Origin of the sequence: Porticoccus litoralis (assembly GCF_030676955.1) — a bacterium.
GTDB lineage: Bacteria > Pseudomonadota > Gammaproteobacteria > Pseudomonadales > Porticoccaceae > Porticoccus > Porticoccus litoralis.
This window is the reverse complement of the sequence record NZ_JAUUUU010000007.1, coordinates 95,647-114,101: the sequence shown is the minus strand read 5'-3', so window position 1 is coordinate 114,101 and position 18,455 is coordinate 95,647. Positions and strand designations below refer to the sequence as shown.

22 protein-coding genes are annotated in these 18,455 nt (G+C 53.2%); 6 read left to right on the top strand and 16 right to left on the bottom strand.

The window, feature by feature from the left end; translation table 11 throughout:
- Window positions 1-560 precede the first annotated feature (560 nt).
- The 6 genes from Q8A57_RS10955 to Q8A57_RS10930 all read right to left on the bottom strand — a co-directional run bounded on the left by Q8A57_RS10955 (window position 561) and on the right by Q8A57_RS10930 (window position 5,907).
- Entirely contained in the window at window positions 561-1,181 is a 621-nt protein-coding gene (locus Q8A57_RS10955; RefSeq protein WP_305171150.1) for a LysE family translocator, read from the bottom strand.
- 94 nt (window positions 1,182-1,275) lie between these two features.
- Entirely contained in the window at window positions 1,276-1,812 is a 537-nt protein-coding gene (locus Q8A57_RS10950) for a hypothetical protein (protein ID WP_305171149.1), read from the bottom strand.
- A 413-nt stretch (window positions 1,813-2,225) separates the two neighbouring features.
- Window positions 2,226-3,353, bottom strand: a complete 1,128-nt coding sequence (locus tag Q8A57_RS10945) for an NADH:flavin oxidoreductase (RefSeq protein ID WP_305171148.1) — start codon at window positions 3,351-3,353, stop codon at window positions 2,226-2,228.
- Between the two features lie 104 nt (window positions 3,354-3,457).
- Entirely contained in the window at window positions 3,458-4,072 is a 615-nt protein-coding gene (locus Q8A57_RS10940) for a TetR/AcrR family transcriptional regulator (protein ID WP_305171147.1), read from the bottom strand.
- 92 nt (window positions 4,073-4,164) lie between these two features.
- Window positions 4,165-5,502, bottom strand: coding sequence for an APC family permease (locus tag Q8A57_RS10935; protein ID WP_305171146.1), 1,338 nt, complete (start codon window positions 5,500-5,502; stop codon window positions 4,165-4,167).
- 27 nt (window positions 5,503-5,529) lie between these two features.
- A complete protein-coding gene (locus Q8A57_RS10930) occupies window positions 5,530-5,907 on the bottom strand; it encodes a YajD family HNH nuclease (protein WP_439651677.1) in 378 nt (125 codons plus the stop codon).
- Between the two features lie 170 nt (window positions 5,908-6,077).
- On the opposite strand from Q8A57_RS10930, the gene Q8A57_RS10925 reads away from it, so the two are divergent.
- A complete protein-coding gene (locus Q8A57_RS10925) occupies window positions 6,078-6,977 on the top strand; it encodes a hydroxymethylglutaryl-CoA lyase (protein WP_305171145.1) in 900 nt (299 codons plus the stop codon).
- 6 nt (window positions 6,978-6,983) lie between these two features.
- Here Q8A57_RS10925 and Q8A57_RS10920 read toward each other — a convergent pair whose 3' ends face one another.
- On the bottom strand, window positions 6,984-7,556 hold the full coding sequence (locus tag Q8A57_RS10920; protein ID WP_305171144.1) for a phosphoribosyltransferase: 573 nt from the start codon (window positions 7,554-7,556) through the stop codon (window positions 6,984-6,986).
- Window positions 7,557-7,671: 115 nt separating this feature from the next.
- Between Q8A57_RS10920 and Q8A57_RS10915 the strand changes: the two genes are divergently transcribed.
- The 5 genes from Q8A57_RS10915 (at window position 7,672) to Q8A57_RS10895 (ending at window position 10,676) form a co-directional block, all read left to right on the top strand.
- Window positions 7,672-8,964, top strand: coding sequence for a glycerate kinase type-2 family protein (locus Q8A57_RS10915; RefSeq protein WP_305171143.1), 1,293 nt, complete (start codon window positions 7,672-7,674; stop codon window positions 8,962-8,964).
- Window positions 8,965-9,045: 81 nt separating this feature from the next.
- Window positions 9,046-9,525 (top strand): cyclic pyranopterin monophosphate synthase MoaC, encoded by a 480-nt coding sequence (moaC, locus tag Q8A57_RS10910; RefSeq protein WP_305171165.1) that lies wholly within the window; start codon window positions 9,046-9,048, stop codon window positions 9,523-9,525.
- A complete protein-coding gene (gene moaD, locus Q8A57_RS10905) occupies window positions 9,522-9,770 on the top strand; it encodes a molybdopterin converting factor subunit 1 (RefSeq protein ID WP_305171142.1) in 249 nt (82 codons plus the stop codon). Before moaC ends, moaD begins: the two co-directional genes overlap by 4 nt.
- Window positions 9,767-10,225 carry a molybdenum cofactor biosynthesis protein MoaE gene (locus Q8A57_RS10900; protein WP_305171141.1) on the top strand — a complete coding sequence of 153 codons (459 nt, stop codon included), beginning with the start codon at window positions 9,767-9,769 and terminating at the stop codon, window positions 10,223-10,225. The genes moaD and Q8A57_RS10900 overlap by 4 nt, the downstream gene beginning before the upstream one ends.
- A 13-nt stretch (window positions 10,226-10,238) precedes the next feature.
- Window positions 10,239-10,676, top strand: coding sequence for an OsmC family protein (locus tag Q8A57_RS10895; RefSeq protein WP_305171140.1), 438 nt, complete (start codon window positions 10,239-10,241; stop codon window positions 10,674-10,676).
- On the opposite strand, the gene Q8A57_RS10890 is transcribed toward Q8A57_RS10895, so the two are convergent.
- The 9 genes from Q8A57_RS10890 to Q8A57_RS10850 all read right to left on the bottom strand — a co-directional run bounded on the left by Q8A57_RS10890 (window position 10,677) and on the right by Q8A57_RS10850 (window position 18,377).
- Window positions 10,677-12,059 carry an MBL fold metallo-hydrolase RNA specificity domain-containing protein gene (locus Q8A57_RS10890; protein ID WP_305171139.1) on the bottom strand — a complete coding sequence of 461 codons (1,383 nt, stop codon included), beginning with the start codon at window positions 12,057-12,059 and terminating at the stop codon, window positions 10,677-10,679.
- 115 nt (window positions 12,060-12,174) lie between these two features.
- The gene (locus Q8A57_RS10885) at window positions 12,175-13,407 is read right to left on the bottom strand and encodes a molybdopterin molybdotransferase MoeA (protein WP_305171138.1); all 1,233 of its coding nucleotides are present in this window, start codon (window positions 13,405-13,407) and stop codon (window positions 12,175-12,177) included.
- Window positions 13,408-13,414: 7 nt separating this feature from the next.
- On the bottom strand, window positions 13,415-13,951 hold the full coding sequence (gene moaB, locus Q8A57_RS10880) for a molybdenum cofactor biosynthesis protein B (RefSeq protein ID WP_305171137.1): 537 nt from the start codon (window positions 13,949-13,951) through the stop codon (window positions 13,415-13,417).
- A gap of 152 nt (window positions 13,952-14,103) precedes the next feature.
- The gene (locus Q8A57_RS10875) at window positions 14,104-14,673 is read right to left on the bottom strand and encodes a carboxymuconolactone decarboxylase family protein (RefSeq protein WP_305171136.1); all 570 of its coding nucleotides are present in this window, start codon (window positions 14,671-14,673) and stop codon (window positions 14,104-14,106) included.
- A gap of 89 nt (window positions 14,674-14,762) precedes the next feature.
- The gene (locus tag Q8A57_RS10870; protein WP_305171135.1) at window positions 14,763-15,350 is read right to left on the bottom strand and encodes a TetR/AcrR family transcriptional regulator; all 588 of its coding nucleotides are present in this window, start codon (window positions 15,348-15,350) and stop codon (window positions 14,763-14,765) included.
- A gap of 70 nt (window positions 15,351-15,420) precedes the next feature.
- A complete protein-coding gene (gene moaA / locus Q8A57_RS10865; protein WP_305171134.1) occupies window positions 15,421-16,425 on the bottom strand; it encodes a GTP 3',8-cyclase MoaA in 1,005 nt (334 codons plus the stop codon).
- A 79-nt stretch (window positions 16,426-16,504) separates the two neighbouring features.
- Window positions 16,505-17,254 (bottom strand): HesA/MoeB/ThiF family protein, encoded by a 750-nt coding sequence (locus Q8A57_RS10860; RefSeq protein WP_305171133.1) that lies wholly within the window; start codon window positions 17,252-17,254, stop codon window positions 16,505-16,507.
- Window positions 17,241-17,816 (bottom strand): molybdenum cofactor guanylyltransferase, encoded by a 576-nt coding sequence (gene mobA / locus Q8A57_RS10855; RefSeq protein WP_305171132.1) that lies wholly within the window; start codon window positions 17,814-17,816, stop codon window positions 17,241-17,243. Before mobA ends, Q8A57_RS10860 begins: the two co-directional genes overlap by 14 nt.
- 120 nt (window positions 17,817-17,936) lie before the next feature.
- The gene (locus Q8A57_RS10850) at window positions 17,937-18,377 is read right to left on the bottom strand and encodes a c-type cytochrome (protein ID WP_305171131.1); all 441 of its coding nucleotides are present in this window, start codon (window positions 18,375-18,377) and stop codon (window positions 17,937-17,939) included.
- Between the last annotated feature and the right edge of the window lie 78 nt (window positions 18,378-18,455).

Genomic DNA, 18,455 nt, shown 5'->3' with positions numbered 1-18,455 from the left:
CACATGCTGAAACGACTTACCACATTGTGTACAGACATAATCACCGGTTCTGGAACCAAAAAGATATTCATCTGTAAATTCGGGATGATCACAAGGTTTATCACCCCAAGCCTTGCGCAAGGCTAATATATCTTCATAGTGCATCTCTTCACCATCCAATCTTGCAATGTTCTGATCTGAGCCTTTATCTCAATGTTGTTGGTGAATACTTTAGCAAATGAATCGATAACCTTCCTACAAAAACCAACACCAAACTCAAGGTTTCACCAGGAAATACACAGCTATTTTACGCCCCAGAGCTGGGCCACCTGACACTGAATCAGCAGATGGGATTACTGTTTATGGACTTTGATACCAGCTACACCGCCTATCTGACAGATACGGCTGAAGTGGCTTGGAGGGAGGATGAAACCCTGCTCATTAAAGATGCGTAGAAAGTGATTCAGGTTTCCCTGAAAAGAGGGTGACTAGCTCAATTGGCTGTATAACGCTCATCACCGGCAGCAAAAAGCAGAGCGAGTAACGAGCGGCGCTTTTTGCTGACCTAATGCATGCGATTGTTAGGATTTTACGATTAAGTAACTACCTGCCCCAACCATAAACCCTCCTGCTGTTTTTCTGGCAGCATTCTCGAACTTGAGACTCCGAGCCAAAGAAGCAACCTTCGTTGCCGAAAGTGCATAGAGTATTTTCACACCGCCAACACTAGCCACCGTTACAAATACGATAAACATAATATCTGTTGCTTCTAGTGCCGACAAATCTATGAACACTGGGAATAAGCTAACGTAAAAATATATTGCTTTAATATCACCCAAGGTCAGAAAAAGGCCTGCAAGAAAACTGGCTATAAGACTGCCTTTTTCTCGGGCTTTATACGCAGTAATTGTAGTTGCGCTTTTTGCGGTAAACAGCGAAAACCCAAGCCAAAGCAAATAAATTGCCCCAAGGTACTTTATAACCATAAAAAGGCTACCCATATTTTCTGCCACTATGGATAGGCCAAGTATGGCTAACATGATAAAAACAAGATCACCTAGAACAATTCCAGCTGCAACTGCAATACCATTGGCTACGCCTAATGAAGCTGCGCGAGTTACAACGAGGGCCACGCTTGTACTTGGCAATGCCGCAAGTACAACCATAATTCCGAAAAGTGAAATTAATTCAATGATGTTCATTTTTCATAAGCCTAACGCTCGACTTAGCGGCGCGAACGCAGTGAGCGTCCAAGCCGCGTTTTTTGCGGCTGATGCTACAGCCGCTTGTTAAAAGTTACTTGGCACCGGCCTCGCGGAACCTTCGTAGTAAAGTGCTTAGACCCTGTGCCCGAAGACAAAGGTACACACCTATAGCAATTTCCATCACGGTGACTATTTGATTAATGACGTATTCGGCTTCCCCACCTTGCTCCCACATACCACTTATTTGGCTATGGGACGAATACCACCACCAGAGACCATTGTGAAAGAAGTCTGGAATTGCCCATGAAAGTATATATACACCTATGACAGCGAATAGCGATACCTCAATATCTTTAACTGACCCATTCAGAGCAACCTCGTTGTTTTTGGTTTTAGGCAAAATCAGTTTTGCTAGAGAAACGGGAAACTTAACCATGAATAATGCAGCTATAACCATCAAGACAACTTGAGCTAGACCTACATAGGTAAAGACTGCCATATCGTCTTGAGATATTGAACGGAATTGAACTACTGCTTGGTATTGAGTCGCCCCAGAGCCGATCGCGCTAAGAAAAACATATATACCAAGTAGTCTGATCCCTGTTGATAATAGTTCGATACTCTTCATAGCTTCCTTGTACTTTTAACAGCACGTTAATGATGGCTTTGCCATCATAATAATTATTAGAGTGCATTCCTTATAATTCCTGACCGCTAAACACCTGCACTCTAATAGATTGATTAACAAGATAAATTTATTCTTATAATCCAATACGGCGTATTAAAGAGGCCATGGCCTCTTTAATTTTCGGGTTTTTCAATAATGACTTGTAAATCTTCATAAGGCGGGCATCCCTGTATTTGTTCGCTGTTTCCCTATGGGCCAATCATAAAACCATAGTTCCTATGGTTTCTACCCTGCACATCAAGCTGCACAAAAAACAGTCCATAAAAAAAGCCCCGCCAAAGTTGGTGGGGCAACAAAAGCTGCGATGAAAAGTTATTTACGCAGTTTTGGGGAGCTTTAGGAGTGATGTAATTTCACACCACCAGTTCATCCAGTGCCGACACATCAAAATGTTTGATGTCTTCCAGCCGGTTTTCGCGCACTTTGTTAGTCCAATTGGGGTCGGCGAGAATGGCGCGACCCACGGCAATCAGGTCGTAGCGGTCATCCAGTACACCCTGTTCCAATTGCAGTAGATCAACGCTGCTGTTGGCATCGGGGTTTTCCTCACGGGTGAAGTGCCCCACACGGAATTCTTTATCGAGCCCCACGCTGCCGACGGTAATCACCGGCTTGCCGCTGACGCGCCTGGTCCAGGTTGCGAGGTTGTCTTCAGAACCCTCGAAGGCCGGTTCCCACATGCGGCGGGTGCTGGCGTGGAAGAAGTCCACACCGGCGTCGGCCAGGGGTTTGAGAATGGCTTCCAGTTCTTCGGGGGTATTGGCAATGCGGGCATCGTAATCGCCAAGCTTCCACTGGGAGAAGCGGAACACTACCGGGAATTCTGCGCTGACCACCGCACGCACGGCTTTCACCACTTCCAGCGCGAAACGGGTACGGTTTTCAAGGGAGCCGCCGTAATTGTCTGTACGGTGGTTGCTGCCGTCCCAGAGGAACTGATCAATCAGGTAACCGTGGGCACCATGGATTTCCACACCATCAAAACCGAGTAGCTCTGCATCCGCAGCCGCCTGGGCATAAGCCATCACCGCCAGATCAATATCGGTCTGGTCCATGGCTTTCACGGTTTGCACACCATCAACGAACACATCATCCGGCCCTGCACCCAAAAGTTCGGGGTTTGGCCAGCTACCGGGCATACGAGCAGCGCCTGTGTGCCATATTTGGGGAATCATTTTGCCACCGGCTTCATGCACGCCATCCACCACTTTTTTCCAACCGGCCAGTGCCGCTTCACCGTGGAAGGCCGGCACATCGGGATAACCGTTGGCCACGGGATGACCAATATAGGTACCCTCAGAGATGATCAGCCCTACCCCGCCCTCGGCACGGGCACGGTAATACCGGGCAACTTCGTCGGTGGGCACGCCATTGGGTGATTTGTTTCGGGTCATCGGCGCCATAACAAAGCGGTTTCTCAGACTACTCTTTCCAAAGGGAAATGGCTGAAACACGGTTAATGGTTGCTGGTTGTTACTCATGGTCATTTCCTTGTAGTTAAGCCGTTAAACACCAGTCATTTTACTAGACCGGTCGTATATTATTTATGACAAAAAAACCTGTCGTGGTTAATACAACGTTTCTGTTAGTGAATGCCGGTAGGGTTAAGGCGCCGCTTGGTCGCTGCCATACACAGCTGCAATGAGTCGCCGGTGCGGTTGACCTTGTTGATAAGCGTAGCGCCCATCCACATGGCATACAGTTCACGGGCCAGTTCTTCGGGCGTGACTTCCAGCTTGAGCTGACCGGCATCCACAGCTTCGGCGATACACTGGCCAATTCTCGCCTGAACACCTTTCATACCCTTCTCAAGCACTTCGCGCATCTGCTCGGACAGGTCCGACACTTCAGCACAGAGTTTGACCACTATGCACTTTTCTTCCAGGCAATCACTGGTCTGGGTTGCCAGCCAGTAATCAAACAGATTCATCAGGCGTTGCAGTGGCTCGACGTGCTGGTTACCCAGACAGTCGTTGATCATGACGTGGTAATCGTCGAAATATTCCTCCAGCAGCACCCGGCCAAAATCATCTTTGGATTTGAAGTAGTGGTAGAAGGAGCCTTTAGGCACCCCGGCGCTGTTAAGAATCTCATTCAGACCCACGGCGGCATAGCCTTTACCCAGAATGATATTCCGGGCGGAATCGATGATTCTCTGGCGAGTGTCGGCAAATCGGGCCTGTGTTTTTTCTGATCCCATGGGTGGGCACCTTAATACAGACTAGACCGATCGTCTAGTAACTTTTTTGATGGATGATATAGCGTTTTATTCCCTGCGATGAAGCCAGCCTTTTAGTCGCGGTGGTTGGCCCGCTGGCGTATTAGCGAATAGCCCCAGGAACCGAGCGACAGAATGACATACAGAGCAATAATAAACATCAGCTGCCGGGGCTGATGCAAGGCTTCATAAGCCAGAATTAGCACAGTGCCCAACGCCAGACCGACAATAGACGTCAATGTTAACCACCTGGAGGAGCCTGTTTCATGCCGCATTCGGTCATTGGCCAACGCCATCAGCAGCGAGACTAACAGGAAAGTGATACTGCCGAATTCCAGGATTTCCTGCAGGTCCCCCGCAAGTATCAGCACAAAGGCCAGGCAGGACATGGCAATAATGGCATTGACGGGAATATGACCAACGCGTTTTTTCAGTATGGCAGGAAAGTATCCATCCGAGGCAATCACGGCCATCTGCCGTGAGGCACCGAACACTGTGCCGCTGATGGCACTGCTGGTAGCTAACAACGCCCCCAGAATAATCAGCTCCGTACCCCAGTGGCCCAACACTTTATTGGCGCCAGCTGCCAGGGCATATTCCTTGTTGTCGATAATATCCTGAAAGGGAATGGCCAGAATGGCACCCAGTGAAATAACCACGTAGATGAGCGCCGCCAGGAAGATTGCCGAATAAATGGCTCGAGGGATATTTCTTTCCGGCTGGTCCATTTCATTCACGGCATTCACGACCAACTGAAACCCTTCATAGGCGACAAAGGTGATCGACGCAACCATCAGGATACTGAGCAGCCCCACATCCGTCGCCTCGGAAAACAGCACCGGCAAGGTAGTGTTGCTGTTGTTGATCAGCACAAAGGAGATCACCACCAGGATGACGAGCTTGCTGTACACCATCAGGTCTTCAATTTTTCCCATGCCCTTGACGCTCCAGACGTTAATCAGGGTAAAGACCAGCAGCACGGCCCCGGCAACGGCTTTTCGCAACCAAATGTTATCCGCCTCGGCAAACCCGCTAATGGCGTAGGACGCGAAGGTGTAAGCGTAGAGCGCCAAGGTGCTGATGTAACCGAAGATCACCCACCAGCCGATGAGCGAGGCGGCGAAGTGGGAGTCGGGATAGGTGCGTTTGTAAAACGAATAGGTGGCGCCCTCGTCCCGGTAGTAGACACCCAGCTTGATATAGGAATAAGCCGCCATGGCCGCCAGCACGCCACCGATACAAATGGCAATAGGCGTATACGGGCCCACCATCGCAACGGACAAACCGAGCACAGTAAAAATACCGCCACCCACCATACCACCCAGGGCGATAGCGATAAGCTCAGGAATACCGAGATTTTTACCTCTGGGCCGATGACATGAGCGATGTTTATGGTTGCCTAATCCCATCATGCTTTATCCACCAGGAGCGAACCTGCCTTATTCCCCGTCCTGGCGGTTTTTCATCATCGCCGCCAGATTTTCAAAAGGATTAAAGGTTGCTGCCTGCTTTTCCTTCTCCGGCATCACCTCACCGTAGCCCGCATCGAGGTATTTTGAATGCTCGTTGTCGTGACAGTAGAGGCAGAGTAACTCCCAATTGCTGCCATCGCCGGGGTTGTTATCGTGATTGTGATCGCGGTGATGCACCGTCAGCTGGCTGAGATTCTGGCGGTTAAATTCCCGACCACAGCGGCCACAGACCCAGGGATACAGTTTAAGCGCCTGTTCCCGGTAGCCTTTCTCTCGGGCCTCACGCGCCGCCCTGGCCTGGGCTACGGTTTGATCGAGTTTGCCTGAACGGTTGTTTGTCGACATGGTTATTCCTTGTAGTGTTGAGTCTGTGACGACCTCCGTAATTAATCAAGCACCTGCCTCTTTATCAACAAACTGTCAGCTGTCATCAATTATGCGAACTACAACTTTTCCCATCCCTGCAAACACGGTAATTTAGGTTCACCTGAACATAACCATAAAAGTGAGTCACCATGGCTTTGCCCACCCATGTTCGCATCGTTGAAGTTGGCCCCCGTGATGGGCTGCAAAACGAACCCCTCTCCATCAGCACTGACGTCAAAGTTACACTTATTGAAAAACTTGCCGCTGCCGGAGTGAGCTACATCGAGGCGGGAAGTTTTGTGAACCCCCAATGGGTGCCGCAAATGGCGGGCAGTGACGAGGTGTTTCAAAAGGTGTCCCGACAGCCGGGTGTGACCTACGCAGCACTCACACCCAACCTGAAAGGCTTTGAGCGGGCGCTGTCAGCAGGTGCCACCGAGGTAGCCATTTTTGCCGCCGCTTCCGAAACTTTCAGCCAGAAAAATATCAACTGCACCATCGATGAAAGCCTTGGGCGGTTTGAACCCGCAATGGCCGCCGCCAGGGATGCGAATATCCGCGTGCGTGGCTATGTTTCCTGTGTGGTGGGTTGCCCCTACGAGGGCGATGTTCCGCCTGACAAGGTTCGCCATGTGGCAGCTCAGTTGATGCAGATGGGCTGCTACGAAGTGTCCCTGGGTGACACCACCGGGGTCGGCACCCCCGCAGATATTCAGCGGGTAATTGATGCCTGCAGTGCGGAAATTCCCATCGAGCAGCTGGCCGTTCATCTGCATGACACCTACGGCCAGGCACTGGCAAATATTTATGCAGCCTTGGAAATGGGTATCTCTGTGGTGGATAGCGCCATCGCTGGCTTGGGCGGCTGCCCCTATGCCAAGGGAGCGTCCGGCAACGTGGCTACGGAAGATCTGGTTTATATGCTCAACGGCCTCGGCATTGAGCACGGTGTTGACCTTGGGGAATTACTGGAGGCCGGCAGTTACATCACCACCAAACTGGCCCGGGACACCGGATCAAAAGTGGCAGCGGCTCTGGCTGATCGTTAGTCATTATCAGGTAGTCGTTTCCCGCAGAGCCAGTTTTTCCCGCAGACTCTCAACACCGGGCTTATTGTCCAGTATTTCTTGCGCAGTAAGTCCCGCCAGCTCGTGCGGGAACACCAGCCATTTATCGGTTTTGTGCAGGTAATAATCCGGCTCCCGCCGGGTGCGATTGTTGCCGGGTTTGAAGTAAGGGGTGGCCAGGCGAATCTCCGGCGGGTTGTCGTCGCACTGCGCCAGAATATCGGCAACCACCTGCTGCAGGCTCAGGCCGGTATCGTAGACATCATCGACGATGAGAATGGAATCGGCCTCGCGCAGGCGGTCAATCACATACCCCAGCCCATGAACCTGTACCGTTTCGGCATGCTCGCCCATGGCTGTGTAAAACGAAGTGCGGATGGCGATATGGTCGGTGACGATGCCGAAGTACTCCAGCAGTTCCTGCACGGCTATACCTACCGGCGCACCACCCCGCCACACGCCGACAATGAAATGCGGGCGAAAATCACTTTCCAGCACCTGTAAGCCAAGCCGGAAAGCGTCATCCAGCAATTGCTGGGCATTGATGTACTGTTTGTCCAAGAAGCTACGTCCCCTTCACACGACTACTGCAAAAAACTGATTATCCACGTTCGCTGGCATGGCACCAGCGCTAACGCCATAATAAACACGTTGTCGTTACCAGTAAGCCCTGATCATGACTGATATCGATCCACAGCAGTTACTCATTGACCTGTTTAAAATTGCCGTTGCCACCGCCGACCCAGCGCTGGTGTTACCGCCATTTCTTCCCGCTTCGCCACTGCCCAACAACCGTCCTTTGATCGTGGTGGGTGCGGGCAAGGCCGCCTGTTCCATGGCCGCCAGCCTGGAACAGCACTGGAAAGGTCCGCTAAAAGGTCTGGTGGTAACGGCTTACGGACACAGTGAACCCCTGGAGCGACTGGAAGTGATTGAAGCCAGTCACCCGGTGCCGGATATGAATAGTGAACTGGCGGCAAAACGCATTTTGTCGCTGGTCAGCAACCTGTCAGTGGAAGATCAGGTCATCTGCCTGATCTCCGGTGGCGGTTCATCGCTGTTATCCATGCCTGCACCCGGACTAACCCTGGCGGACAAGCAGAGTATCAATCGTGGTCTGCTGAAATCCGGCGCCGATATTCATGAAATGAACTGCGTGCGCAAGCACCTTTCCGGTATCAAGGGCGGGCGACTGGCTCAGGCCTGCGCTCCGGCCAAACTGCTGACTCTGGCGATATCCGATGTGCCAGGAGACGACCCAGCGGTGATTGCGTCCGGCCCTACGGTGGCCGACCCGACCACATCCGATCAGGCCCTGGCCATTCTCGAAAAGTACAACATCGAAATTGGTGACGCTGTCACCAAGTGGTTGAAGTCCCCGGAGTCGGAAACCCCCAAACCCGGCGATACTGCCCTCGCCCACTGCCGCTTCAGAATGATCGCCGCTCCCAGCCAGTCGCTAATGGCAACCACCGTGCGCGCCAAAGCTGTAGGTCTGGAAGTATTGTCCCTGGGTGATGACCTGACAGGAGAGTCCCGTGAACTGGCGCAACAGCACGCCTCACTGGCCCTGGCCATCTCGCGGGGGGAAGGCTCAATTCAGGCACCCTGCGTGATTCTTTCCGGTGGGGAAACCAGCGTCACGGTACGAGGAAATGGCAAGGGCGGACGCAATGGCGAGTATCTACTGGCACTGGTGGATGCCCTCAAGGGAGCGCCGGGAATTTATGCCCTTGCGGCAGATACCGACGGTATCGACGGTGCCGGGGACAATGCCGGAGCCGTTCTCAATCCCGACACCTGGCAGCGGGCCATTGACCGAGGCTGGGATGCCGCGACCGAACTCGACAACAATAACTGTTACCCGTTTTTTTCGGACCTCGGCGACCTGCTGATCACTGGCCCCACGCGGACAAACGTCAATGATTTCCGGGCCATTCTGATCTTGCCGCCAGCACGGCATGATTGATTCCCAGTGATACGCCGGGCCCTGAGTTACGTTAGACTTCCACATTATCAATCCTGATCGCGGAGTACTGTTTTGAGCGACATGCGCAAACTGAGCCACCTGGATGAACAGGGCAATGCCCACATGGTAGATGTGGGCGGCAAAGCGGTCACCCATCGCGAAGCAACCGCCGAATCACTGGTGCGGATGCAACCGGAAACCCTGAACATGATCAGCAGTGGCGGCCACAAGAAAGGTGATGTGCTGGCCGTGGCCCGCATTGCTGGCATTCAGGCAGCGAAAAAATGTTCTGACCTGATTCCCCTCTGTCACCCACTGATGCTCACCTCGATCAAAGTGGAATTTCAATTGCTGCCGGACAGCAATCAATTGCGCATCACCGCCAGCTGCGGCCTGGATGGCAAAACCGGCGTGGAAATGGAAGCCCTTACTGCAGCCTCTGTGGCCGCACTGACCATCTACGACATGTGCAAGGCAGTGGACCGCGGCATGGTGATCGAATCCACTCGCCTGCTGGAAAAAGCCGGTGGCAAATCCGGCCACTGGAGCGCTGCCCCTTGAAGATTCTGTTTTTCGGCAGTCTACGGGAGCAACTGGGCACCGGTGAACTGGAGCTGACATTGCCAGACCATGTGCAGACTGTCAGCGATCTGGTATCGACCCTGAAACAGCGGGGCGAGCAATGGCAACAAGGGCTAGGCCAGGGCCAGTTTCTCTGCGCCATCAACCAGGTAATGACCGTTGACACTGCCAGCCTCAGCGATAACGACGAACTGGCACTCTTCCCCCCGGTGACCGGCGGATGATTTCCATTTCCGTACAGCGGGAAGATTTTGATGTAGGCGAAGAATACCAGCGCCTCAAGGCTGATTGCCGGACAGTGGGTGGCATCGCGCTGTTTACCGGCCTGGTGCGGGATATCACCGGCAACCCCCTGACGTCACTTCAACTGGAACACTACCCGGGCATGACCGAAAAGTCCTTGCAGGCCACCGCTGAAGAAGCCCTGCAACGCTGGCCGGTTGCCGATATTCGTATTGTGCATCGCATTGGCGAACTGAAGCCCGGTGACCAGATTGTGCTGGTGGCTGTGAGCGGCGAGCACCGGGCTGCAGTGTTCAGCGCCTGCGAATTTATTATGGATATTCTGAAAACCTCGGCACCGTTCTGGAAAAAAGAAGTTTACCGTGACGGTGAGGGGCACTGGGTGGAAGCCAAGACCAGTGACCAGCAACGCGCCCGCCGATGGCAGCAGGACTAAACGGAGATTCGTGATGAAACCATTACCCCACGCCTACTCTGCCAGTGCTTTCGGCACTCCCAACAGTCACATGGTTTCCACCTTGCAGAATGGTTGCACCCTGGAAGTGGCGCCTCCGGAAAATTTTGACGGCCCGGGCGACACCTGGACTCCAGAGGAGATGTTACTGGCCAGCGTCGCCAACTGCCTGGCACTGACCTTTAAAGCCATCGCCAAAGCGGGTCGACTGGAATGGCAGGAAATCCACTGTCACAGCGAAGGGGTCCTGGACAAAGTCGAACGCCATGTGAAATTTTCCCGCATTGAGACCACGGCGCGACTGGTAATTACATCCGAAGCAGACCGCAGCAAGGCGCAACAGTTACTCGAGAAAACCGAGGCCAACTGCTTTGTCAGTAATAGTCTCGACTGCGACAAACAATTCCACTTCGAGATAGAGACGGCGGACTGATCAGAGCTCAACCCTGTCGCCCATATCCGGCACCGAGGCTCTCCAGCCCAATTCTTCCGACAGGCTGATGCGGAACTGATCCGATGCACTCTCTTCACCGTGGGTGACAAAACAATGTTTCGGTGCCGCTGGCAGTTGCTGCACCCAACGCAATAATTCCAGGCGATCGGCATGGGCAGAGAGAAAGTCCAGGCTCTCGATGCGCGCCTTCACATCAAAGTAGCGGTTGAAAATCTTGATTCGCTTTTCCCCCTCCACCAACCGCGCGCCACGGGTGCCTGGGGCCTGATAACCGGCAAACATCACCGTATTGCGGTGATCCCCCACCATGCGCTGCAGGTGGTGCAGCACCCGACCACCGGTAGCCATACCGCTGGCGGACAGAATGATGGCCGGGACATTGACGTTATTAATGGCGATGGAATCCTGAACATCACGGGTAAAAGTCACATCCCGAGATAATTGCTGGCAGGACGCTTTGTTCAGACGGTGATAGCGGTGATGTCGCTGCATCAATTCCGTCACACTGATGGCCATGGGGCTGTCCAGAAAGATAGGCACATAAGGTATTTTCCCCCGGCGACGCAGCTCGGTGATCAGGTATAGCATGGCCTGGGCACGCCCCACGGCAAATGACGGAATCAGCAGTGAGCCACCCCCGGACAGGGTGTCATTGACAATTTCAGCCACCGCCTCCCAGACGTCTCGATTGTCATGCAAACGGTTGCCGTAGGTGGATTCCACCACCAGGTAATCGCAGTACAGCGGCAATTCAGGGGCGCGCATCACCAGATCATTACCACGCCCCAGGTCTCCGCTAAACAGGATGTGCTTGCCCGCAGCTTTCACATCCAGGTAGGAAGAGCCAAGGATATGGCCATTGGGGTAAAACCCCACCTCAATCTGACCCATAGTGATACCGGGATGGGGACTTTCCGGCATGCTGAAATCGACGACCTCGAAATGCTCCAACGCTTTGCGGGCATCATGCTGAGTGTAGAGGGGTAATGCGGGCTTGTGCTTGCTGTAGTTATGCCGGTTGCGAAATTCCGCCTCTTCTTCCTGCAACTTTGCCGAATCCAGCAGCAGTATGCGGCACAGATCCCGGGTGGCACGGGTACAGTAAACCGGCCCATCAAATCCATCTTTTACCAGCCGCGGAAGGTAACCGCTGTGGTCCAGGTGGGCGTGGGTGAGAAATACAGCTTCGATGGTGGCAGGGTCTACCGGAAAGGGTTTCCAGTTGCGTTCCCGCAAATGCTTGTAACCCTGAAACAGGCCGCAGTCGATCAGGACTCTCTGCTCCTCCACGTCAAGCAGATAACGTGAGCCGGTGACAGTGCCTGCCGCGCCGAAAAATGCCAATGATACCTGACTAGCCATAGCCCCTTCCTTCTTCAGACCAATTGCACCCGACGCAATCGCCTTATGCTTCTTTGAGCATAGAAGCTGTCAGCGCGGACACCAAGGTATCCAGATCAAAGGATGGTGAATTGGGTTAGTAAAGTAAATCCGGGAAGGGTAAAAACAGCACCTGATCCCCTTCGGAAATGGCCTCACCGAGCTTATGGATTACCAAGCCATCACCGCGGCAGACGCTGGACAGCACCCCACTGCTCTGGCTGCCTGCCAGCTCCGCCCGTTGGCGGCCCTGATCATCCGGTACCAGCCTGGCCCTCAGGTATTCCTGCCGTTTAGCGGAATTGGGACGGCTGAACCCGGCGACAACTGGGATAGTTAATGGCGAACAATCACTGGCACCCTGGGTTTTCAGTAGATAGGGACGCGCGGTAATAGCAAAGGTAACAAACACGGAGACCGGGTTTCCCGGCAAGCCAATAAAGGGAACGTCCCTAACGTGGCCATAGGCCAGTGGCTTGCCCGGCTTGATGGCCACACGCCATAAATCGAGGCTACCCAGTTTATCGACACAGGCTTTGACGTGGTCTTCTTCACCCACAGAAACCCCGCCGCTGCTGAGAATACAGTCTGCCTCTGCGGCAGCTTTCAGCAAGGCCTGTTCGGTGGCCTCGGAGTCATCCGCCACAATGCCGATATCCACGCAATCGAATCCCAATGCCTGCAACAGGCCCAGCAACATGTAACGATTTGAGTTATAGATATGGCCGGGGATAAGGGTTTCACCGGGCTCAACCAGCTCGTCGCCGGTGCAAAGCACAGCTACCCTGAGGCGGCGATACACCGGCAGTTTGGCAATACCTACCGAGGCCAGCAGCCCCAGGTCCTGGGGAGTTAAACGACGACCCTGTTGCAGAACGATGGCGCCTTTCTCAATGTCCTGCCCTCGGGGACGGATATTGGCCTGGGGTTTTGCCCCGGAAAAACGGACGGCTGATTCATCCCATTGACACTGTTCCTGAATTACCACGGTATCCGCTCCCGGCGGAACCTCTGCGCCGGTAAAAATGCGTGCAGCCGAAGCTGGCTGCAGGGGTTCGGGCACGGTACCCGCCGGAATCCGCTGACTGACAGGCAACGTAGCTTCTCCATCAGGGGTGCAATCGGAAAAGCGCAGGGCAAAACCATCCATGGCGCTGTTATCCGCAGGTGGTACATCTACCGGGGAATGCTGGTTCTCTGCCAACACACGACCCAGTGCCGCTGTCAGGGGTATGGTTTCAATGTCCGCAGTGGGCCGGGCGGCCTCGAGCAGGCGCTGGAGCGCCTCTTCTACAGTCAATAAACCGGGCTGTTGGTCACGGCTGCTCATCGTCTGTCTAGCCGCGGCTTTCGCAACGGTCTTTTGGGGTGACGTGGGGGACAAAATTACAGGGACGGGTGCGGGCATCCAGCTGCTCACCGACAATATTGTCCCAGGCCGTGCGACAGGCATTGGTGGAACCGGGCATGCAGAACACCAGTGTATGGTTAGCTATGCCGGCTACCGCCCGTGACTGTACTGTCGAGGTTCCAATTTCGTTAAAAGAAATCTGCCGAAACAGTTCACCGAACCCTTCCACCTGCTTGTCGAATAAGGGTAACAGTGCTTCCGGCGTCGAGTCGCGGTCGGTAAAACCAGTGCCACCGGTGACCAGCACCACCTGAACCTGGGGGTCGGCAATCCAGCGGGACACTTCGGCACGCAGCCGATAAATATCGTCAGGAATCAGAACCCGTTCCGCGAGCTGGTGTCCAGCCTCGGTGAGGCGGTCCTGCAACAGCTGGCCGGAGCTGTCCTCCTCCAGACTGCGGGTATCGGACACAGTCAGGACAGCAATAGTTAAGGGGACAAATTCTTTTGTGGCGTGGGACATGGGTTTCTCAATAATCAATGACTGTAGCAGTGTTTCAGGAGCCTGATTATACCGGCTCCATCCCCACCATAAATCAAATTCTCAACATTGATCATTCATACTGGCAACCCATATGAATATCTGTTCGTGACAGAATTGCCCCAGGTTTTGTATCACTCGGCCCAGGCGTAGTCAGAAAACACGTCATCCAGCTCGGTATGAAATAAGTGGTTGTTGTAGTTGCTCAATGTCTTCACCGCAATGGCTACAATCACCTCCAGGACCTGTTGTTCGCTGTACCCGGCATTCAAAAATATTCCTACATCACTTTTGGATGGTGCACCCCGAGTATTGATCATGGTGACAACAAAGTCGTGTAGCGCCTGTAGTTTCTGGTCAGCGATCGGGGCATTGTTTCGAATAGCCTCTGTGACCTCTTCAGGCACGCCCGACATTTTATCGGCAATCATGCTGTGTGCCCCAACACAGTAATCACAGCCATTTTCCCGGCTGATGGTTATAAAAATGACTTCCTGTTCAACCGAAGAAAATGTTCCTTCTTCCCGAAAAAGCCGATATCCATGCAAATAGATTTTCAGCAATGAAGGGGCGGTGGCCATCGCTGAATACATATTCGGCAGAAAACCGAAATTGTTTTTCTGTTCCACCAGAATACCTTTTACCGTTTCTGGTGCGTCACTGATTTCTACGGGAGACATGGATATTTTGTATTTTGATTTCATGGTCAGGTTCTCCTGTTTACATGGTTTAATGGTGAATATTTATTTAAGGACCGAACGGTCCTTAAATAGACAAAAATAGGCAAAAAAATTTAATTAAACTTTTCCATAATTAAGTTAACAACCGGGTGTAACTCTTCCTGACTGACACCAGCTTTTACCATGGTGCGTAAACCACTCACACCGGAAAAGTAGAAACTTGCCAGGGAGCTAATGGATGCCGGGGCCAGCATTTCACCGCGCTCTACAGCCAACTCTATAGCCCGGCGAAAAATCGCTATAAAGTGGTTGGCCCCATCTGACACAACCACTTTTATTTGTGGGTCACGCTGGGATAATTCATTGGCGGTATTAACCAGCAGGCAGCCCTTTCTGGGGCCCCTAGCCGCCGCTTCAGCAACAATTTCTTCCAGAAATTCTCTCAGGAATCCGACAGCAGAATCGCTTTCAACCAATTTCTGCTCTAACCGGCTGGCCATACTCTGTTCATAGTGGTTAAGGCATTGAATAAACAGTTGCTGTTTACTGCCAAATGTCTGATAGAGGCTGCTTTTAGATAACCGCATCACCTTGAGCAAATCCTGCAGAGAGGTCGCCGAATAACCCACCTTCCAGAATTGCTGGGTAGCAAGCTCCAGTGCCCGGTCGGTATCAAATTCTTTGGGTCTGCCCTGATTCATGACACAATTATGGACCACTCGGTCCAGATGTCAAAACAGCGACCCAAGACCAGCTTTTGCTCAAAGGTTGCTAACCGCCCGTAGCATTCATAAAGCGGACCATCTGCGGCTGATCGGCATCGTAAAAATGATGTTTTTCAGGTTTGATTTGCATGGCATCAGTGATGGCCTGTTTCAGAGCCGCCATGTCACCGGGTGAAGAGCGGATAACATGCCTCAGGTCGACGGAGTGCTCATTCCCCAGGCACAGCAGCAATCGCCCTTCACAGGTGACCCGCACCCGATTACAGCTTTCACAGAAGTTATGGCTGTTGGGCGAGATAAACCCGATACGACTGTCACTGCCTTTTATCTGGTAATAGCGGGAAGGCCCCGGTGTGACCACCGCACTTGCGGAAAGGGAATAGACAGAGGAGATCTGTTGCCGGATTTCCTCACTGCTCACCAGTTGACCGTGGCGATCCTCACGACCGGTATCACCCAGCGGCATCTCCTCAATAAAGCTGATATCCAGACCACGTTCGAGGGCAAATTCCAGCAGAGGAATAACCTCATCATCGTTCTGACTGCGCATGATCACGCTGTTGATCTTGATACGCTCTACACCTGCCTGCTGGGCAGCTCGGATTCCCTTCAACACGCTCGACAGGTCCCCTGTCCGAGTAATCGCCGCAAAACGTACAGGATCGACTGAATCAAGACTGATATTGATGCGCTGTACACTAGCAGCTACCAGGTCATCCGCCACACCCGCGAGCTGAGAACCATTGGTGGTCAACAGTAATTCATTCAGACCAACCAGCTGACCGAGTTGATGGATGAGCTCGGTGACGTTGCGCCTGACCAGTGGTTCACCACCAGTCAGCCGAATACGACTGACCCCCAGCTCAACAAAGGCTCTGCCCAGAAAAGCCAGCTCTTCCAATGTCAGCAATTGCTGGCGGGGAACAAACTCCATTTTATCCGACATGCAATAGACACACCGGAAGTCACAGCGGTCCGTTACGGACAGGCGCAAGTAGTCAACCACCCGTCCAAAGCGGTCGACAAGCTGTGGTGATGGTATCTGTGACATAGGAATTCAAATGGATTGCTTATTCGGAGCGTACCCGAACAGCCTGGCAGGTCAAGCCCCCTCGCCGCAATCGGCCATATCACGGGCCACAAGTCGGGCAATCTGGTCGTTTCGTAATGGCAAAGTGCCGCCACTCGTGGTGTCGTCCGTCGAAAATACGCAGCTGGCCATTAATTGCTGATGGCAGACCCAGCAAGAGTTTCATGCCCTCAAGGGCCTGCAGGGAACCCAGTACACCCAATACCGGGCCAACCACGCCACTGGTGCTGCAATTTAATACGGGCTCAGTACTTTCCGGCGGGTACAGGCACTCATAGCAGGGAGTCTGTCCATCGCGGAAATCAAACACCATCAGGTGCCCTTCCCAGCGGATGGCTGCAGCGGAAACCAGAGGAACGCCTTGCCGGGCACAGACGGCATTCACGTTTTTGCGGGTTTCCAGATTATCTGAACAGTCCAGCACCAGATCCACATCCTGGATACAGAGGTTGAGATCATCCAGAGTCAGAGGTTCGTCAAAAACATTGAGTTCAATATCGGGGTTCAGCGCCGACAATCGCTGCTCGGCAAGCCGTACTTTGGACTCACCGGCACCTGCCGTGTCGTATAGAATCTGCCGTTGCAGGTTGCTTACTTCCAGAGCGTCGCCATCGGCAATCAGCAACTGGCCAACACCTGCCGATGCCAGGTAGAGCGCAACGGGTGATCCCAGCCCACCAAGCCCTACAATCAGGACTCGGGAGCGCAACAACCGTTGCTGACCTTCTTCGCCGATATCTCCCAGCAACAGGTGACGGCTGTATCGTTGCCGCTCACTATTGCTGATCATGACCACCTGCCAGTAACGCCATAGCGCTCTGCCATTCCTCCGGGGTATTGGCATTGATCAGTGGTTGCCGGTCAGACAATGGCAACTGCTTTCCACCCAGTGCAGACAGCATTTTTTTGATCGAGCGGGGTTGTTGCGAGCCCTCGGCAAACACCTCGTCAAGATAATTGCGAAGCCCGGCGTTGACTGGCAAGTACAGGGGCAGATAACAGTCTTCATAACAGACGGGAACACCCAGGCGTTCACCGACATCCATCAACTGGTGCAGCAACTTCGGGGTTAACAACGGCATATCCACGGGCAGCACCAGCAGCGCGTCGGATTGCAATGTTTTGAGTGAAGAATAAATGCCCCCCAGGGGTCCGGCCTGTGGCGTCACGTCAGCCATGCCCTGCCTGCCGCCGCTGATATGGGTATCCAGGCCCAGTGTCGAGAGCAGTGAGCGCGAAAACGTCAACATGGTCTGCTGCTCGCGCCGCAACAGTGACTTGTCGATTCCCATCCGGGTCGAACCACCACCGGCCAATATCAGCCCCACGCATACAGGCTTTGTGTCTGACACCTGATTCTATGCTCCGTCATACTTCGGCAAACTGGATTAACAGCATACCCCAGAGCACCGGATAGCCATAAAAAAACCGCGCACGAGGCGCGGTTTTCATGGTGCTGCGGCAAATTGAAATTATTTACTGTTTTCCAGAATGTAATCAACAGCGGCATGGATTTCATCAGCAGAACAGTCCATACACAGGCCTTTTGCCGGCATACCTCGAATACCGTTAACAGCATTGCTGTAGAGAGCATCAACGCCCTGTGCAAGACGAGGCTCCCAATCGCCAGCGGAACCCAGTTTGGGGGCACCTGCTGCGCCACTGGTGTGACAGGCGGTACACTTGCTGTTGTAGATTTCTTCACCGGAGCGCGGACCGGATGCGGCCGCTACAGGTGCTGCAGGGACATCTTTCTCGAGAACGACTTCACCTTCGGGGGCAAGACGCTCAGTCATGGCCTTTTCCTGTGCACTGGTGAGCTTGACCTCTTCGCTTTCAGAACCACAACCCGCAATGCCCAACGCCAGCAGCAGTGCAACAGCAGCCAGACCCGTTTTTTTCAATTGGCTCATTCTCGCCTCCATCAAATTCGTATTAGCGGCCAAAGACAGTCGCGCATTATAGCGACATAAGCCGCTACCGTGAACGCT

Bases quoted from the DNA above. Each gene is read 5' to 3' on its own strand.
- Q8A57_RS10870 (WP_305171135.1), bottom strand. From the start codon at position 15,350: ATGAATCAGGGCAGACCCAAAGAATTTGATACCGACCGGGCACTGGAG.
- Q8A57_RS10950 (WP_305171149.1), bottom strand. From the start codon at position 1,812: ATGAAGAGTATCGAACTATTATCAACAGGGATCAGACTACTTGGTATA.
- Q8A57_RS10850 (WP_305171131.1), bottom strand. From the start codon at position 18,377: ATGAGCCAATTGAAAAAAACGGGTCTGGCTGCTGTTGCACTGCTGCTG.
- Q8A57_RS10945 (WP_305171148.1), bottom strand. From the start codon at position 3,353: ATGAGTAACAACCAGCAACCATTAACCGTGTTTCAGCCATTTCCCTTT.
- Q8A57_RS10885 (WP_305171138.1), bottom strand. From the start codon at position 13,407: ATGAGCAGCCGTGACCAACAGCCCGGTTTATTGACTGTAGAAGAGGCG.
- Q8A57_RS10940 (WP_305171147.1), bottom strand. From the start codon at position 4,072: ATGGGATCAGAAAAAACACAGGCCCGATTTGCCGACACTCGCCAGAGA.
- Q8A57_RS10875 (WP_305171136.1), bottom strand. From the start codon at position 14,673: ATGAAATCAAAATACAAAATATCCATGTCTCCCGTAGAAATCAGTGAC.
- moaB (WP_305171137.1), bottom strand. From the start codon at position 13,951: ATGTCCCACGCCACAAAAGAATTTGTCCCCTTAACTATTGCTGTCCTG.
- Q8A57_RS10915 (WP_305171143.1), top strand. From the start codon at position 7,672: ATGACTGATATCGATCCACAGCAGTTACTCATTGACCTGTTTAAAATT.
- moaC (WP_305171165.1), top strand. From the start codon at position 9,046: ATGCGCAAACTGAGCCACCTGGATGAACAGGGCAATGCCCACATGGTA.
- Q8A57_RS10935 (WP_305171146.1), bottom strand. From the start codon at position 5,502: ATGATGGGATTAGGCAACCATAAACATCGCTCATGTCATCGGCCCAGA.
- Q8A57_RS10890 (WP_305171139.1), bottom strand. From the start codon at position 12,059: ATGGCTAGTCAGGTATCATTGGCATTTTTCGGCGCGGCAGGCACTGTC.
- Q8A57_RS10925 (WP_305171145.1), top strand. From the start codon at position 6,078: ATGGCTTTGCCCACCCATGTTCGCATCGTTGAAGTTGGCCCCCGTGAT.
- moaA (WP_305171134.1), bottom strand. From the start codon at position 16,425: ATGTCACAGATACCATCACCACAGCTTGTCGACCGCTTTGGACGGGTG.
- Q8A57_RS10930 (WP_439651677.1), bottom strand. From the start codon at position 5,907: ATGTCGACAAACAACCGTTCAGGCAAACTCGATCAAACCGTAGCCCAG.
- Q8A57_RS10900 (WP_305171141.1), top strand. From the start codon at position 9,767: ATGATTTCCATTTCCGTACAGCGGGAAGATTTTGATGTAGGCGAAGAA.
- Q8A57_RS10955 (WP_305171150.1), bottom strand. From the start codon at position 1,181: ATGAACATCATTGAATTAATTTCACTTTTCGGAATTATGGTTGTACTT.
- Q8A57_RS10895 (WP_305171140.1), top strand. From the start codon at position 10,239: ATGAAACCATTACCCCACGCCTACTCTGCCAGTGCTTTCGGCACTCCC.
- Q8A57_RS10860 (WP_305171133.1), bottom strand. From the start codon at position 17,254: ATGATCAGCAATAGTGAGCGGCAACGATACAGCCGTCACCTGTTGCTG.